This is a genomic window from Campylobacter sp. JMF_14 EL1 (genome assembly GCF_027737585.1).
Lineage (GTDB): Bacteria > Campylobacterota > Campylobacteria > Campylobacterales > Campylobacteraceae > Campylobacter_B.
Window position 1 is genome coordinate 375,318 of the sequence record NZ_JAOVTW010000001.1, and the last position, 15,905, is coordinate 391,222.

Below are 15,905 nucleotides of genomic sequence, written 5' to 3' on the forward strand. Positions count from 1 at the left end.
TCCCCCTATTTTTCGCCAAATTTCACTGCTCTAAGCGCCGCGCCGACATCATCTTGGCGCATAAAACTCTCGCCGATTAAAAACGCATCGACCCCGCGTGCGTTTAGCTCGACAAGCTGTTCGTGCGAGCCTAGCCCACTTTCAGCTACGATAATTTTGCCGTTTGGGATAAGTGGGATTAAATTTGCCGATAAGCTCAAATCAACCTCGAAAGTCTGCAAATTTCGGTGATTTATGCCGATTATATCAGCCCCTGCGAAAATCGCCTTTTTCAAATCATCTTTATCGTGAATTTCAAAAAGCGCTTCAAGCCCCAAATGCCTAGCAAATTCCAAAAGTCTTTTAAGCTCTTTTTGCTCCAAAGCCTTTGCGATTAAAAGCACAAAATCCGCCCCATACACGAGCGCTTCTAGGATTTGATACTCATCGATTATAAAATCTTTGCGCAAAATCGGCGTGTTTGTATAGCGCCTGATTTGCGAAATGTAGCTAATATCGCCCTTAAAATAGTGCGGCTCAGTCAAAATAGAAAATGCACTCGCACCTGATTTTTCATACTCCATAGCGATTTTAAGCGGATCGAAATCCTCTCTGATGACGCCCTTGCTAGGGCTTGCTTTTTTTACCTCTGCGATTATACGGAGTGGATTATCCGGGGTGCTTTTTAGCGCGTTTTTCGCGTCGCGCGGCATCATGGGATTGGCACTTAGCGTGCGACCAAGCATATCAAAGCTAAATTTTTCTTTGCGCCTAGCCAAATCCTCGCGCGTTTTTTCTAAAATTTCATCTAAAATCATTTTTGCGCCTTTATTCCGCCTGCGATTTCGCCTATTTTTTGGATATTTTTGTCTATCACGCATCTCTCTATCGCGCTTACATGCCCCTTGCCCTCGTCGCTAGTGTAAAACTCATCGTCTTTTATCTTATCCATCCACTCTTTGGCTTTTTCGCACTCGCCAAGCTTGTAAAACCCCCACGCTAGCGAGTCTATGTAATAAACCGAATTTGGCTCGTCTTTTAGGGCGCGCTCGACATAATCAATGCCCTTTTTGATATCCAAATCATGATCGATTAAAATATATCCGTAGTAATTCAAATGCACCGGATCTTTTAGTTTGCTAGCTATGTTTTCAAATTTCGCCACAACTTCGTTAATCTGAGCGGCTGTTTTTTTATCGCCAAAAGATTCATACAAATAAATCGCCTCGTTTGCCAAATAATCGTAATTTTCGGTTTTTGAAAACTCCTCGCGCGCTAATCTCATAGCTGTGGCGAAGTCCTTTTTCTGGGCGTAAGCGTCCATTATGAGATCTTTTTTATAATCGTATTTTTGCAAAATTTCGATGATTTTATCAAATTCCTTCATATAATAATAAATCCCAATCATATCGTCTAGGAATTTTGTATTTTTTTTGCTCTCATACAGCACCTCGTCGAGTTTGGCGACCTCGAAATATTTTTTTTGCATACGATACACATCAGCCAAAACCTCGCACACCATACCGCTAGCGCACCCGTAAATTCGCCTATGCGTCTCCATGATACGCACCGCAGCGTCGCTACTATCAAGCCTATTTAAAAGCACATCGCTAAGGCGGATTAAATTTTCCTCTGATTTTTCCAGCTCATAGGCCTTTTCGAAATACTGCTTGGCTAGGGCGAAATTATCCATAGCATAATATGTCGCGCCCAAAATCGAGTAATTTCTCGAATTTACCTCTAAATTTGCTAAATGAAGCGCGGTAGTGTTGGCTTTGAGTATCTCTCCCTGCCCCATATAATACCCCACTTTTACGCGCAAATACTCGCTATCATCAGCCAAAATTTTATCGCCCAAAGCTAGGTAGCGCGCGGTTGCTTTGCTATCTTTTAAGAAAAACGCAAGCTTTAAGGCTTCTAGCAAATACACCTGCGAATTTGTCTTTAAAAAGGCCTTTTCGTAAAGCTTCATCGCACTTTGCGGGTCTTTGTTGGCTAGTTCTAGCGCAGTTAGCAGATCGAAATTTAGCTCAGCCTCATCGTAAGCCTTCATCGCCTCTTTTAACTTTTGCGGTGTGGTGGCCTTTTGCGCTACATTTTCGCTAGCGTTTCTCTCAGGTACCGGCGCAGTATTTGTAATAACCGAGCTTTTATTCATATCTTTTATCGCGTCGCTTTTGGTTTCACTAGCGCCCAAATTTAGGGCACCAAGAGCCAAAAAAGTGGTTAAAATTTTACCCCAATACATTCTTTCTCCAATTCATCTTTATGCTCTTTGAAATAATCCCAAAATGGAAAGGTTCTACATTGATTTGGTCTGTATTCATAAATCCCGCAGTTTCGGTGCTTTTCGTCGAAAAACAGACACGCCATACCGTCAAGGTATGGTTTTTCTTTTATGCTAAATTTATTCCCAACCCGCTGCAAAAATACGCGGATAAAATTTGCCTTATCTATCCCCATAAATTCGCTGAGTTTCTCGATTTCTGCGTCATTTATCCAAATATATCCGCTCTCGCCCGTGCAACACTTGCCGCCGCAGCTTTCGCAGGCGCTACTATCGAAGGTATAGTCAAACTCACTCAATATCGACACTTTCTAAACCAGCTTTTTCATAAATTTTAGCCGTTATTTTACTTTTTTCACCATTAAGAAATGTATAAATCGGCGCACAAATTTCACAAAGTGAGCGCGAACTTTTTTGCGCCAAAAAAAGTGCGAGTTTGGCGGGCTTGTTTTCATTGGGATAGATGAAAGCAAGCTTTGTCAAATTTAGCTTATAACTTTGCAAAATTTCGCAAATTTGCGCGATTTTGCCCGCCTCGTAGCAAAAAATCAGCGCGCCTTTTGGCTTTAAATGAGTGTTGCTAACACGCACGAAATCGCTAAGGCTTAGGCTTGTGGCGCTTTTGCTTAGCGCGATGTGCGAATTTTGGCTAGTTAGGATTTTTTCCCTATAAAATGGCGGATTTGAAACGATTAAATCAAATCTTTGCTCGCTTTTAAAATTTGCGAAATTTTCGTGTAAAATTTGCGCCTGCAATGAATTTTGCTCGCAATTTTTACGCAAAATTTCTAAATTTTGCTCTTGGATTTCAAGCAAGCTTAAATCTAAATTTGGAAAATCCCGCTTCAACATCAGCCCCAAAATCCCGCACCCTGCCCCAACATCTAAAATTTTAAGAGAATTTGTGGCGCGAGAGTTAAGCCAGTTTTCGCAGATAAAATTCCATAAAAAAATGGTATCGCTGGTGTAGCGATACCCACTTTTTAGCTGGAAAAGTCTCATAAATGCAGATTTTCTACGATTGTGTGAGCGTGGTTGAAGGCTACGACGATCGAACCGCCGTTTCTGGTGATCAAATCTCCACCCACAAAAAGCCCTTTTGTGGCTGTTTCGCACCTCTCATCGACGCTTGGCACGCCGTTTTCGTCGAATTCTACGCCACATTTTTTAAGGAAATCCACAGGGCTCGTGCCACCGATTGCATAAATTATGCGATCATAAACTAACTCCATGCCGTTTGTAAATTTCACTAGTACCTTGCCACTTTCGTTTTCCAAAGCCTCAATATCAAGGCCAAGGCGCAGGATAATGTCGCCATTTCTAGCCTCTTTTTTGATATCTTCTTCGTTGATTTCATTTAGCCTTGTAAAGCTCTCTTTGCGGTAGCATAGGGTAACGGTGTTTGTTTTGCATAGCGAGAGTGCGTATTCGGCGGCTGAGTTGCCACCGCCCACGACTAGGACTTTTTCATTGACGCTACATTTATCGAGGTTGAAATTTACCCTTTGTGTGATTGATGGCGGGATTTTGTAGCTTGGTTTGTTTGGTTTGCCCATACGACCGATTGAAATGATGACATTGCGCGCTACAAAGCCAGCTGAGGCTGTGGTTATGCAAAATAGCCCACCTTCTTTTTTCTCGACCTTTTCGACCTCGCTGTTGAAGTAAATATCGATATCGCCGTGATCTAGCAAGCTATCAAAATAATCTAGCACGCTCTCTTTCGTGCCAGTCTCGAAGCTAATCGTGCCCTTTGTTTCGCTATCCATGCCCTTGTATTCTTTATCTACGCGTTTTTTGTCTTTGTAAAATTGTCTGATTGTTTGAGAGTGATTATCGCCTTTTTCTAGCAAAAGCACCTTGGCTACGCCTTTTCTTTTGGCCTCGACCACGGCCGCGATTCCGCAAGGACCGCCACCGATGACAACTACATCATAAACATTTATCATTTTTTTCCTTTGTGTTGAAATTTTACAACCTTTGATTATAATCAAAATTTATTTATAAATGGTAAAAATTATTAAAATTTTAAAGATTTAATTAGTCTGTTTTATTTTTACCCAAAACTTAGCCCAAAAATGCTAAATTTAGAAAAAATTTAAAGGAAAATAATGATTTTAGCCATTGAAAGTAGCTGTGATGACAGCTCAATTGCTGTGCTAAACAGCTCGAATTTCGCATTAGAATTTTACGAAAAAATCTCCCAAGAACTCGAACACTCCAAATACGGCGGTGTCGTGCCAGAACTAGCTGCGCGTCTTCACACAGAAGCACTGCCTCGCATTTTAGAGCGCGCAAAGCCCTTTTTTGGCTCTCTTAAAGCTGTCGCCGTAACGCACGCACCAGGCCTTAGCGTGAGTTTGATAGGGGGCGTGAATATGGCAAAAACGCTCAGCCTTGCTCTAAATTTGCCACTAATTGGCGTAAATCACCTAATCGGGCATATTTATTCGCTATTTTTGGACAAAGAAGCAGAATTTCCGCTTGGGGTTTTGCTAGTAAGTGGTGGGCACACGATGATTCTTGATATTGACGCAAATGGCGCAATCAGCGTGCTTGCAAGCACCAGCGATGATAGCTTTGGCGAGACATTTGACAAATGCGCTAAAATGCTAGGACTTGGCTATCCAGGCGGCGCGATAATTGAAAATTTAGCCAAAAATGGTAAGCCAAAATTTAGCTTTCCAGTGCCTTTAAAGGGCGATAAACGCCTACAATACAGCTTCTCAGGCCTTAAAAATGCCGTTCGAGTGCAAATCGAAAAACTATCCCAAAATGGCGAACTAGCGGGGCAAGATAAGTGCGATATCGCCTACGCCTTTCAAAAAAGTGCGTGCGCGCATATCATGGATAAACTCTCGCGGGTCTTTGATGAGCGCAAATTTAGGCGTTTTGGCGTCGTGGGTGGGGCTAGTGCGAATACGCATTTGAGGCAAAATTTGGCAAATTTATGCGACGCGCACGAGTGCGAACTTTTATTTGCACCACTGAAATTTTGCTCGGATAATGCCGCGATGATAGCGCGCGCAGGCTTGGAGAAATACCGCAAACAAAGCTTTGTCGCACCGCAAAATTTGCAAATTATCCCAAGTTTAAATTTAAACTCCGCATTTGAGTGAAATTTAAAATTTAAAAATCGTTCAATGCTAAATTTGGATTGAATTTTGAATTTAAATTTTTCTAGATTGCTTTACTTTGCTCGCAATGACGGCAAATTTAGAGCAAAAAATTTTAAATTTCGATTTCATACTCGATTGGATCTTTTACGCCGGCTTTTGCAAAGCCATTTAGGCGCAATTGACAGCTATCGCACACGCCACAAGCCTTATGCGAGTTTATGTAACAGCTCCAAGTAAGCCCCAAATTTACGCCGTTTTCAAGCGCACGCGCCACAATCTCGCCCTTGTTCAAATGCACCAAAGGCGTTTTAATATCCACACTAAAATTCGGCGAAGTGCCCGCATTTATCGCGCTTTGCATTTTTGCGATAAATTCCGCCGTGCAATCAGGATATCCGCTGCTATCCTCCTGCACCACGCCGATGAAAATCGCATCACACCCCTCACGCTCGGCAAGCGCGCCCGCGATACTCAAAAACACGCCGTTTCGAAACGGCACATAGGTGTTTGGGATCTCGGATTTGTCGATGTTTGCGCCCTTTCGCACGCTAAGGCTCGTATCTGTAAGCGAGTTTGCGCCGATTTGCGCGATAAATCTAGCATCCAGCGTGTATCGCCTCGTAACGCCCAAATCATCGCAAATTCTCTCGAAACACTCGCGCTCTTTATCCTGCGTGCGCTGAGCATAATCAAAATGCACTCCAACGACCTCATAGCCTGAATTTTTGGCGATATACGCGCAAGTCGCGCTATCCATACCGCCACTGATGATACATAAAGCTTTTTTCAAATTTAATCCTTTTTTGGTAGAATTATAGGCAAATTTTGATTTAAAGGGCTTGAAATTGATACTTTGTGAAGAAAATTACCCAAAAATTTTGGACGAAATTTTAGCCACGCTTAGCGCGGGTGCGGTCGAGCTACTCTTCGTGCGAAGCGAAGAAATGCGCGAAATCAACAAAAGCGCGCGCGGGGTCGATAAAACCACCGATGTGCTTAGTTTTCCGCTCGAAATTGTGCCAGGTGGTGCGAATACTGCCCCGATAGGCTCTGTTGTGATAAATTTGGATTTAGTAGAGCAAAAAGCGTTAGAATTTTCGCACTGCAATAACGATGAAATCGCGCTTTTATTCACACATGGACTTTTGCATATTTTGGGTTTTGATCACGAAATCGATAATGGGGAAATGCGCGAAAAAGAGTGCGAAATCATCGCTAAATTTGGGCTTCCAAAAAGCCTGATTGTGCGAACGCTAGAAAGTGATGAAATATGACAAGAAAAAGAAAAATTTTTAATATATTTTTGGTGATTTTTTTGGTTTTGCTAGTTCTTATATTGGGAAGTATGTGGGGTACAACTGGAACAAATAGGTTGATTTTTTGGGCTAATCAATCCAAAAACCCATATCCGTTTCCAGGGCATGAATTTTATATCAAAATTCCCGATGAAAAAATTGTTGATATTACATCAAACAAAAATAAAGAAAATTTACTCATCATAACGGACGCTGATGAATACGGCGGATTTTTAAAAAATCTAAAATGTGGTTTTACGCCAGAAAGTTCCAAAGAGCCGTTACCGTGCAAACACTACTATTACAAGGAAAACGGAACAATAAAAGCCATAAGCGATGATGATTTCAAAATACTATCCGAGCAAAATATTACAAAAGTCATCATTAGACACAAATATTTATTTTGAAATTTTAAGAAAAATTAATCGGATCCATATCGATCTCAACGGGCAAATGTGCTAGAAGTGCGCCAGCCTTTAAAAGTGGCGTGTGCGTGGTAGCACGAAGCAGTATTTCGTAGCGAAATTTGCCCGCAATCAGCGCAATTCCAGCCTTGCCGTACCCTATGATTTGCAAACCATTTAGTTTTTTGGCTTTTAGCGCGCCGTGCAAAACTTCAAGCCCGCTAGCGCAAATTTTAGCTGCCTCTGCCTCGTTTTTATGCGAGATTAAAACACGCAAAAGCCTAGTGTATGGCGGATACAGCGAATCTCGATCCTCGCTTTCTTCTTCTAAAAACGCGTCATAATCCTGTAAAAAATCCTCGAAAAATGCCCTTTGCAGAGTCTGTATTACGACCCTGCCTTCGCCCTTCCTGCCGGCTCTACCTGCTACTTGCATGCCAAGGGCTAGGGTCTTTTCGCGCGCCCTAAAATCAGGGTAATTCAAATGCTCATCAATCCCCATAATCACCGCCAAATCCACGCCATGGTAATCATGCCCCTTGCTAAGCATTTGCGTGCCTACCAAAATGTCGATTTTATGGGCGTTAAAGTCGTTTAGTAAGGCTTCTAGCTTTCTTTGGGTCGTAATCTCATCGCGGTCAAATTTAGCGATTTTTGCCTCAGGGAAATTTGCTTTTAGCTCTTTTAAAAGCTCGCTAGTGCCCATTTTTTTGGCCTCGCTTACGCTTTTGCCACATTTAGCGCAAGGCTGTTTGTAAAACGCGCTGTATCCGCAATAATGGCATTTTAGCGCCTTTTCCTTTTCGTGATAGCTCATACCCACCGAGCAAAACGGGCATTTGATAATCTCGCCACAACTCTTGCAAACCATATATTTGAAATTTGCGCGTGTGGGCAAAAACACCACCACTTGGCGATTTGCGTCTAGACTTGCGCTGATTTCTTTTTTTATTTTTGGCGTGAGGGAAGTTTCGCTCTCGTCGTAAATGTAGCGTTTGTGCGTGGCGTGATAGGTGCCTTTGAGCCTGAAATTTGGCTGTTTCGCAAAGCTCGTAAGCGAGGGTGTGGCTGAGCCAAGCACGGTTTTAACGCTACATTTGTGCGCGGCAAAAATCGCGAGATCTCGGGCATTTATGCGTGGAGCGGAGGCTGATTTGTAGCTATCATCGTGCTCCTCATCGACGATAATCGCGCCAAGGTTATGAAACGGCAAAAACAGCGCCGAGCGCGCGCCTGCGATAAGGCGAATTTTGCCTGCGAAAAAATCGGCTAAAATTTGGCGTTTTTTAGCGGGGGTGATTTTGGAGTGCCACACGCCAAGAGCCTCGCCGAAATACCCTTGCAAGCGCTTCGTCATTTGCGGTGTGAGCGAGATTTCTGGCATTAAAAATAGTGCTTGTTTGCCAGAGTTTAAAATTTCTGCTATGAGCGAGATATAAACCTCGCTTTTGCCACTTCCCGTATCGCCAAAAATCAGTGAAACAGCGTTTTGCTTGGCAAAATTTAGAGCTTTTGTCTGCTCTGGGGTTAAATTTGGCGTTTTTGTGAAATTTGGCTTTTCGCAAGGCGCGCAATTTATGCTCGAATTTGGCTCAAAAACCCCAAACGCCACGCCGATTTCGCAGATATAAAAATGCGAAATAAACTGCGCCAACTCCACCTGAAACGGCGTGAAATTTAGGGGCAAAATTTCGCTGATTTCTTTCATGCAAAACTCAGGTTTTGGCACTTCGCGCAAAACTACACCGCGTTTTTGGGCGTTTTTTACGGAAATTTGGACTATTTGATATGGTGAAATTTGTGAATTTGAAAAATAGGTAAGCGGTTTTAGTCTTGCCCCTAAAACCGCGATTTCATAGTAATACAAGCTTATTCTGCTAATGCTTTACAAGTTGCTTCTTTATGATCACAATCAAATGTGCCAGCCTTGTGAGTAGCGTCTGCTGTTTGATAATATGTAAAATCAACGCAGTTGCCAGCTACACACGCTTCATAAGTTTTATTTCGTGTTTTAACTTTCCAGCCGTTTTTGCCAGTGCTTGCAGTTAGGTCATTTTGCAAAACATTACCAAACATATCAGTGCCACTGCTGTTTAAATCAGGCCATGCGCTCTTGCCTTTTAATTGCTCTTCGCCTCTTTTTAGCGAAATTCCACTTCTAATCGAAGCCAAATCGCCTCTCATTTTTGCGACCGTAGCATCATCTCTGGTCATAGCTAGTCTAGGCACAGCAACACCTGCTAAAATGCCAAGAACGACGATAACAAAAATCAACTCAATCATAGTAAATGCGTTTTTCATATTAAATCCTTTGATTTAAAATAGATTTAAGTATAGCTAAAATTAAATTAAGCTAGCTTTAAATTATTTTAAGCTAGCGATTTTTTGCGCAAATTTTACCTTCTGCCCCTGCGAAATTTCAAACCCCAAAAATTCCTCCTCGGCAATCATCACTATCGTAGAGCCAAGCTCGAAATTCCCGATATGTTCGCCCTTTTTAAAGCTCACGCCCTCGCCATAATCGAATTTATTATAATCAAAATTCAAAATTTCCCTAGCCTTATCGTTAGCCTTAGCATTAGTTTGAATCCTCTCATCGAAGTCAAATTTCATCTTGCCTACATTTAGTGCCCCTACAAAAACCAGCCACAAAAGCCCGCCATTGCTCATTTTGCACAGCAAAACCACGCGCTCGTTTTTAGCATAGAGATTTGGCACTTTTAGCAGATATTTTTTTGCCACGCTGTGAAGCTCGCCCGGGATATATAGCGCACCAATGACGCTAAGATCGCATGGAGCGTGATAATGATGATAGTCTTTTGGGCTTAGATAGATGTTTGCGTATGTCAAATCCGCCGACATTTTAAAATCTCTGGAAGTTTTCATATCATCTAAATTTAGCAAACTAATAAAAATTTCGGAATTTTGCTTTTGCAAATCCCCAGCCCAAGATTTAAGCCCCAAAAGCTCCCAAATATCGTATTTATGCCCCTTTATGCTAAACGCGCTAAAATCACTAGTAGCCCCGCACTCAAAAATCACTCCATCGCTCGGGCTCAAAAACGCGCTAGGCTCGGCGCAAATTTCACGCTCCCTCACCAAACGCCTCGTAAATAGCGCATTTAGGCTATCGTAATCACCTGCGCCTAAAAATTCGCTCATATCAATCTCAAAAGCGTTAATGTATTTTTGATTTATAAACTTCTGCACAGGGCGTGGAAATTTTACCCCGGCCACAGCCCCAAAACAGCGCGAAATTAGCTTTTTCATCACTCTCTCCTTAGTCTTAGTAGCGCGATTTCTGCGTCAGCAAAAATCCTCATCGGAGGCCCCCAAAATCCAGCCCCACTGCTCACATAAATTTGCTTCGCTCCGTCATTATATAGCCCATGGACATATTTTTGATCGAGTGCTACAAGCAGGCTAAATGGGAAAATTTGCCCGCCGTGCGTGTGTCCGCAAATACACAAATCCACCTCATCTTTTACATGTAAATTTATAAATTTTGGCTGATGAGCGAGTAAAATTTTGGGTTTATTTGGATCTGTCATTTTTAGGGCTGCCCTGAAATTTGGCTCTAATTCGTTAAATCTCACACCGCTTAAATCGTGTGTGCCAAGCAGATTTATCCCCATAAACTCCACGCTCTCGTTTTGCAAAACTCTCACGCCCTCGCGCTCCAAGGCCTCGATTAACCCCTTCGCGCCTCTGTAATATTCGTGATTTCCTGTCACGAAAAACACAGGCTTTTTTAGTTCGCGCAAAGGCTCCAAAATATCGCCTAGCTCGTGAGAACGCAAATCAAACATATCGCCCACGATACACACAGCATCATGGCTGGTAGCGTTTATCTGTGCTACGATAGTTTGCAAAAAATCTTTTTTCAAAAACTCGCCCAAGTGTATGTCGCTCACCACAGCCAAATTCAGATCCTGGCTTAGATTTTTGATTTTTATATCCACTTCATTTATTTTTGGAGTTTTTAAAGCATTATAAAAGCCCTTAAAAAGGTAGCTAAACGCCATTATTACAAAGGTTACATCTACGCAAATTTTAATAAATTTGCGCCTGCTCTCGCTAAATTTAGCAAATTTTGCGCTCACATTTAAAATATCATAGGCTAGGCACAAAAAGAAAAGCGAAAAGCTACTAGCCACGCAAACGACGCAAATTTTGTATAAAATTTCATCTTTTAGCGCGCCGGCAAAAACACTTCTAGTAAAAAACATACCCTCGAAAATCACCAAAAATAGGCAAAAAACTATTAAAAACGGCTTTATTTTTTTGAATTTATCATAAATTTCAAACCTAGCTGAGATTGATTTGTAAATGTATAAATTCAAAAAAACAAAGAGCGTCGTGGCTACAATCGGAAAAATATATGGGATTTTCACTCTTACTCCAAATCAGATAAATTTTTCTAATTTTTCTCTATCAAAGCCCGAAATTTCGCCGTCTTTATCGACCAAAAGCGCGCCAGATTTTTTAAATTTCGTAATCGTGCGAGAAAATGTCTCAGGGGTGATATTTAAAATTTTGGCGATTTTAATGTGTTTTGAGCTGGTAAAAATATCAAAATTTTCGATGATAAACTTTGATATTTTTGCCTCGCTAGGTAGCACGACGCTGTTTTCAAGCGCAAATTCTAGCGCCCTTAACTTCGCCGAAATTGATTTTATAATGCTAATGCAAATCTCAGGCTCGCTCAAAAACTCTTCGACAAATTTTTCATAATCTATTTTTAAAACCTCGCCACCGCTAGCAAAGCGCGCGCTGGCTGGATAGGGGATATTTTCGAAATTTACAACCTCAGCCACGAAAGACATCGGGCGGATTTCGTGGATATAGATCTCCTTGCCACTAGGGGCTGTTTTGTAAATCTCGATTGTGCCTTTAAGCAAGATGATTAAATGAGAGCTTGTATCGCCCTCATAAAATAAAATTTCTCCCTTTTTAAAAGCCTTTTTGCTACTAATCTGCGCTAATCGCTCGATTTTGGCCTCATCAAGCCCCTTAAAAAAAGGGATAAATTTCAAAATTTCCATATTATTTTTTTAGTAAATCCCTGATTTCGCTTAGAAGTTTGATATCTTCGCTAGGCTCAGCTGGCGCCTCAGGCTCGGCTGGTTTTTCTTTTTTAAGCTTGTTGATCGCCTTAATCGCGCAAAAAATACAAAATGCGATAATGATAAAATCAACCGCTGTTTGGATAAATGAGCCGTAATTTATCGTCACGGCTGGTGTTTCGCCCACAGCCTCTTTTAAAACGATTTTTAAATCGGTAAAATTCATACCACCTGTGATAACTCCGACGATTGGCATAATGACATCACCTACTAGTGAAGTTACGATCTTGCCAAAGGCTCCACCGATGACCACACCCACTGCCATATCGATGACATTGCCTTTCATTGCGAATTCTTTGAATTCTTGAATAAAGCTCATTAAAAGCCTCCTTTGGGAAATAAAAGGATAGATAATAACCTAATTTTGCTTACTTTTTGCTTTTTATTAGGTAGAAAAAAGTATAATGGCGAATTTTGAAATTTAATAAAGAAAAGGAAAATTTATGTATAGATTTGCGCCATCACCCACAGGCGATATGCACATTGGAAACTTACGCGCCGCGATTTTTAACTATATCCGCTCGCTTCAAGATAAAAGTGGATTTATTTTGCGTATCGAGGATACCGATACTGCCCGCAATATCGAGGGCAAAGACAAAGATATAATGGAAATTTTAACCCTTTTTGGTATCAAATGGCAAACGCTGTATTATCAAAGCAAAAATTTAAAATTTCACCAAGAATTCGCCGCTAAACTGCTCCAAGAAGGCAAGGCGTTTTGCTGCTTTTGTAGCGAAGAAGAACTAGCAGAGAAAAAAGAAAAAGCCAAAGAAAAGGGCGTAGCGTATCGCTACGACGGGACTTGCGAGCATTTAAGTGACGCTGAGGTCATAGACAATCCAAAGCCATTTACAATTAGACTTAAAAAACCAACCAGAGTTTTGAAATTCACAGACGCTATCAAAGGCGAGATTAGCTTCGAGCCCGAAAATATCGATAGTTTCGTCATCATGCGCGCAGATAAGACCCCGACATACAACTTCGCTTGCGCCACTGATGATATGCTAGAAGGCGTTACCTTCGTAATCAGGGGCGAGGATCATGTCAGCAACACCCCGAAACAAAACTGGATTAGGGAGTGTTTGGGATATACAGACGAGATTTCGTATGCGCATTTGCCGATTATTTTGGGGCCTGATGGCAAGAAAATGTCCAAACGCGACGACGCAAGTAGCGTAAAATGGATGCTAGATACTGGATTTTTGCCTGAGGCGATTGCGAATTATTTGGTTTTGCTTGGAAATAAAACCCCGTGCGAGGTATTTAGTATCGAAGAAGCGGTGGAGTTTTTCGATATCGCTAAAATTTCAAAGGCTCCGGCGAAATTTGACATAGACAAGCTCGCATTTATCAACCGCGAACATATCAAAAGAGCGAGTGCTAAGCGCATTTGCGAGCTTTTTGGCGTAGATGAGAGCAAGGTAGAGTTAGTGAAATTTTACACCCAAGAATCCAGCCTAATTCCAGAAATCAAAGCGAAAATAAACGCAATTTTTAGCCAAAAAGAAATTCCAAGCGAATTTAGCCAAAACGCTGAAATTTTGCGAAATGAAATTTTAAATTTAGCCCAAATTCCAGCCGAATTTAACGAGTTAAAAACAATCCTTATGGAAAAAACCGCTCTCAAAGGCAAGGCATTTTTTATGCCACTTAGATTGCTTCTTACAGGCGCGCCTCACGGACCAGAGCTAAATGAACTTTACCCGCTCATAAAATCATCAATCAAGGAAATCCTAAATGCTAGCAAATAGCCTAATTTACGGCGTTTTAATCACTCTGCACTACGCCATACAAGCCTACATTTTGCTTGTGTTTGTCGCCTGCGTGCTTAGCTTCATACGCCCAAATCCGTTTAACAAATTTGTCCAAATCATCTACAAGCTCACAACTCCGACTTTTGCGCTCGTGCGACGCTATATCCCAACCACTCTTGGCGGGTTTGATTTCGCCCCGCTTGTGATTTTAATCGGTCTTAGCGTGATTGATAATGCGATAATTTATGCCTTACAAAGGAGTGTTTTTTGAAAATTTTATTTAAATTTAGCCTAGCGGTGGCACTTTGCGCAAATTTTGCCATAGCAGAGGTCAAAAGTTATAACGAAATAAAAAACGAACCAAAATCTCTGGCAAAAGATTATTATATTTATCGCCTAGCCACAGAAACCAAATACGATAAAAACGAGCTAAAAGCCCTTAGAAAGGCTGGAATTTACCGCTATCGTGGCAAGATAAAAAAGGAACTTGATAAAATTTTAGGCGCGTTTAAGGCTTTGCCAAAGCCAGATAAATGCGCAGGTGTAACGAGCGCGAATATACTAGATGCGAATTTAACCTGCCAAAAAGCAAGAAGCTATCCAGCGTTTGTGGCAAAGCTAAGCCCCAAAACTCGCTCGGCATTAATTAGCAAATTTGAAAATAGTGGAAATTTGGGCGCGATGAGTGCGATAAATTTGCTAAAAGGCTTCAATTCAGGCTCGCCGGCGCAGTATTTTAAAGATAGCGGTCATGCGCAAAATTATTTTTCATATTATCAATTCAAGGGCGATGAGAGCTTGCTAAACATAAACGCAAGCCCCGCTTTTATCACAGATATGGCGCAACTCTCTGGCTTTAAAAGCGTGCTTGAAGATGCTGTAATCAAGCGCAAATATCCAAATTTGCGCCAATCTATGCTAGGAATTGATCCGCAAAAAGTGGATAAAGAAATCGCGTTTTTGCTCGGCGTAAATGCTCTAACTTATGGCGATGAGGCGCAGGCTTTGGCGTATTTTGGGCGCGCAGCAGCTACGATAGAGAGCGTGCATAACTCGCACAATGCGAAATTTTGGGTCTATTTGCTAAGCAAAGACGAAAATATCTTACACGAGCTTGCCAAAAGCAACTATTATAGCCTCTATTCGCTCTATGCAAAGGAAATTTTGGGTGATAAAAGCCTAAATATCATAAATCCAACCCCAGCGCGCGATAAAATTTCAAACTATGATATCAAAAACCCATTTAACTGGGTTCGCACCAAGGCCAAAGCCGATAAAATGGGCAAAGCAGAGCTTTTGGAGTTTGCGAAGAAATTTGACACCAAAGAGAGCCTTGGCGAGTGGGCGTATATAATGAATAAAGCTAATGGCGGACGCGATAACTACTATCTAACGCCATTTATGGAGCATATCGGCACTACTGATTTGCACCGCCAAGCACTGATTTTAGCTCTTGGCCGCCAAGAATCACGCTTTATCCCAAGCGCCGTTTCGACATCGTATGCGCTTGGTATGATGCAGTTTATGCCATTTGTAGCGAACGATATCGCCAAAAAACAAATCAGTATCGAGGGCTGGGATCAAGATATGATGTTTGATCCAAAAATCGCCTATAAATTCGCCAATATCCATATCGATACACTCGAAACCAAGCTACTTAGCCCAGTTTTTATCGCATACGCATACAATGGCGGACTAGGATTTACGAGCAAACTTCTAAAACGAGCGGATTTGTTTAAGAGGGGCAAATACGAGCCATTTTTGTCAATGGAGCTAGTAACATTTGCTGAGAGCAGGGATTATGGCAAAAAGGTTTTAGCAAATTATGTGATTTACTCGCATATTTTAAACCCAAATTCAAAGGTGAGCGTGCGTGAGGAGCTAGATAAGCTCTTAATCCCAAGCAAGAGTGATAAAATTCGCTAAATTTAACCAAATTTA

General features: G+C 41.6%; 18 protein-coding genes. 6 read left to right on the plus strand and 12 right to left on the minus strand.

Going from position 1 to position 15,905, the window contains the following annotated elements:
* Positions 1–5: 5 nt before the first annotated feature.
* The 5 genes from trpC to OFN73_RS01880 are packed head-to-tail and all read right to left on the minus strand — an operon-like array spanning position 6 to position 4,215.
* On the minus strand, positions 6–797 hold the full coding sequence (gene trpC, locus OFN73_RS01860) for an indole-3-glycerol phosphate synthase TrpC (protein ID WP_270861983.1): 792 nt from the start codon (positions 795–797) through the stop codon (positions 6–8).
* A complete protein-coding gene (locus OFN73_RS01865; protein ID WP_270861984.1) occupies positions 794–2,227 on the minus strand; it encodes a tetratricopeptide repeat protein in 1,434 nt (477 codons plus the stop codon). Before OFN73_RS01865 ends, trpC begins: the two co-directional genes overlap by 4 nt.
* The gene (locus tag OFN73_RS01870; protein WP_442868095.1) at positions 2,206–2,568 is read right to left on the minus strand and encodes a YkgJ family cysteine cluster protein; all 363 of its coding nucleotides are present in this window, start codon (positions 2,566–2,568) and stop codon (positions 2,206–2,208) included. The genes OFN73_RS01865 and OFN73_RS01870 overlap by 22 nt, the downstream gene beginning before the upstream one ends.
* Positions 2,558–3,268 carry a tRNA1(Val) (adenine(37)-N6)-methyltransferase gene (locus OFN73_RS01875; protein WP_270861986.1) on the minus strand — a complete coding sequence of 237 codons (711 nt, stop codon included), beginning with the start codon at positions 3,266–3,268 and terminating at the stop codon, positions 2,558–2,560. The genes OFN73_RS01870 and OFN73_RS01875 overlap by 11 nt, the downstream gene beginning before the upstream one ends.
* The gene (locus tag OFN73_RS01880; protein ID WP_270861987.1) at positions 3,265–4,215 is read right to left on the minus strand and encodes an NAD(P)-binding domain-containing protein; all 951 of its coding nucleotides are present in this window, start codon (positions 4,213–4,215) and stop codon (positions 3,265–3,267) included. Before OFN73_RS01880 ends, OFN73_RS01875 begins: the two co-directional genes overlap by 4 nt.
* Positions 4,216–4,377: 162 nt before the next feature.
* Between OFN73_RS01880 and tsaD the strand changes: the two genes are divergently transcribed.
* Positions 4,378–5,385, plus strand: a complete 1,008-nt coding sequence (tsaD, locus tag OFN73_RS01885; RefSeq protein ID WP_270861988.1) for a tRNA (adenosine(37)-N6)-threonylcarbamoyltransferase complex transferase subunit TsaD — start codon at positions 4,378–4,380, stop codon at positions 5,383–5,385.
* A gap of 112 nt (positions 5,386–5,497) precedes the next feature.
* Here tsaD and queC read toward each other — a convergent pair whose 3' ends face one another.
* A complete protein-coding gene (gene queC, locus OFN73_RS01890) occupies positions 5,498–6,175 on the minus strand; it encodes a 7-cyano-7-deazaguanine synthase QueC (RefSeq protein WP_270861989.1) in 678 nt (225 codons plus the stop codon).
* A 55-nt stretch (positions 6,176–6,230) separates the two neighbouring features.
* Here queC and ybeY point away from each other — a divergent pair, with 55 nt between their 5' ends.
* Positions 6,231–6,659 (plus strand): rRNA maturation RNase YbeY, encoded by a 429-nt coding sequence (ybeY, locus tag OFN73_RS01895; protein ID WP_270861990.1) that lies wholly within the window; start codon positions 6,231–6,233, stop codon positions 6,657–6,659.
* A 71-nt stretch (positions 6,660–6,730) separates the two neighbouring features.
* Complete coding sequence (locus tag OFN73_RS01900; RefSeq protein WP_270861991.1) at positions 6,731–7,087, plus strand: hypothetical protein; 357 nt, start codon at positions 6,731–6,733, stop codon at positions 7,085–7,087.
* Positions 7,088–7,091: 4 nt separating this feature from the next.
* On the opposite strand, the gene OFN73_RS01905 is transcribed toward OFN73_RS01900, so the two are convergent.
* From OFN73_RS01905 to mscL, 6 genes are all read right to left on the minus strand, one after another.
* Entirely contained in the window at positions 7,092–8,966 is a 1,875-nt protein-coding gene (locus OFN73_RS01905) for a primosomal protein N' (RefSeq protein WP_442868096.1), read from the minus strand.
* A complete protein-coding gene (locus OFN73_RS01910; protein ID WP_270861993.1) occupies positions 8,954–9,385 on the minus strand; it encodes a type II secretion system protein in 432 nt (143 codons plus the stop codon). The genes OFN73_RS01905 and OFN73_RS01910 overlap by 13 nt, the downstream gene beginning before the upstream one ends.
* Positions 9,386–9,448: 63 nt before the next feature.
* Positions 9,449–10,354 (minus strand): archaetidylserine decarboxylase, encoded by a 906-nt coding sequence (gene asd, locus OFN73_RS01915; protein WP_270861994.1) that lies wholly within the window; start codon positions 10,352–10,354, stop codon positions 9,449–9,451.
* Positions 10,354–11,478 (minus strand): metallophosphoesterase, encoded by a 1,125-nt coding sequence (locus tag OFN73_RS01920; protein WP_270858202.1) that lies wholly within the window; start codon positions 11,476–11,478, stop codon positions 10,354–10,356. The genes asd and OFN73_RS01920 overlap by 1 nt, the downstream gene beginning before the upstream one ends.
* Before the next feature lie 12 nt (positions 11,479–11,490).
* On the minus strand, positions 11,491–12,129 hold the full coding sequence (locus tag OFN73_RS01925; RefSeq protein ID WP_270858203.1) for a Crp/Fnr family transcriptional regulator: 639 nt from the start codon (positions 12,127–12,129) through the stop codon (positions 11,491–11,493).
* Between the two features lies 1 nt (position 12,130).
* Positions 12,131–12,529 (minus strand): large-conductance mechanosensitive channel protein MscL, encoded by a 399-nt coding sequence (mscL, locus tag OFN73_RS01930; protein ID WP_270858204.1) that lies wholly within the window; start codon positions 12,527–12,529, stop codon positions 12,131–12,133.
* A gap of 124 nt (positions 12,530–12,653) precedes the next feature.
* On the opposite strand from mscL, the gene gltX reads away from it, so the two are divergent.
* Genes gltX through OFN73_RS01945 form a run of 3 tightly spaced genes read left to right on the plus strand, consistent with a single transcriptional unit; the run spans position 12,654 to position 15,890 of the window.
* Positions 12,654–13,961 (plus strand): glutamate--tRNA ligase, encoded by a 1,308-nt coding sequence (gene gltX / locus OFN73_RS01935; RefSeq protein WP_270861995.1) that lies wholly within the window; start codon positions 12,654–12,656, stop codon positions 13,959–13,961.
* Entirely contained in the window at positions 13,948–14,235 is a 288-nt protein-coding gene (locus tag OFN73_RS01940; protein WP_270861996.1) for a YggT family protein, read from the plus strand. The genes gltX and OFN73_RS01940 overlap by 14 nt, the downstream gene beginning before the upstream one ends.
* Complete coding sequence (locus OFN73_RS01945) at positions 14,232–15,890, plus strand: transglycosylase SLT domain-containing protein (RefSeq protein ID WP_270861997.1); 1,659 nt, start codon at positions 14,232–14,234, stop codon at positions 15,888–15,890. Before OFN73_RS01940 ends, OFN73_RS01945 begins: the two co-directional genes overlap by 4 nt.
* The last annotated feature ends 15 nt before the right edge of the window (positions 15,891–15,905 follow it).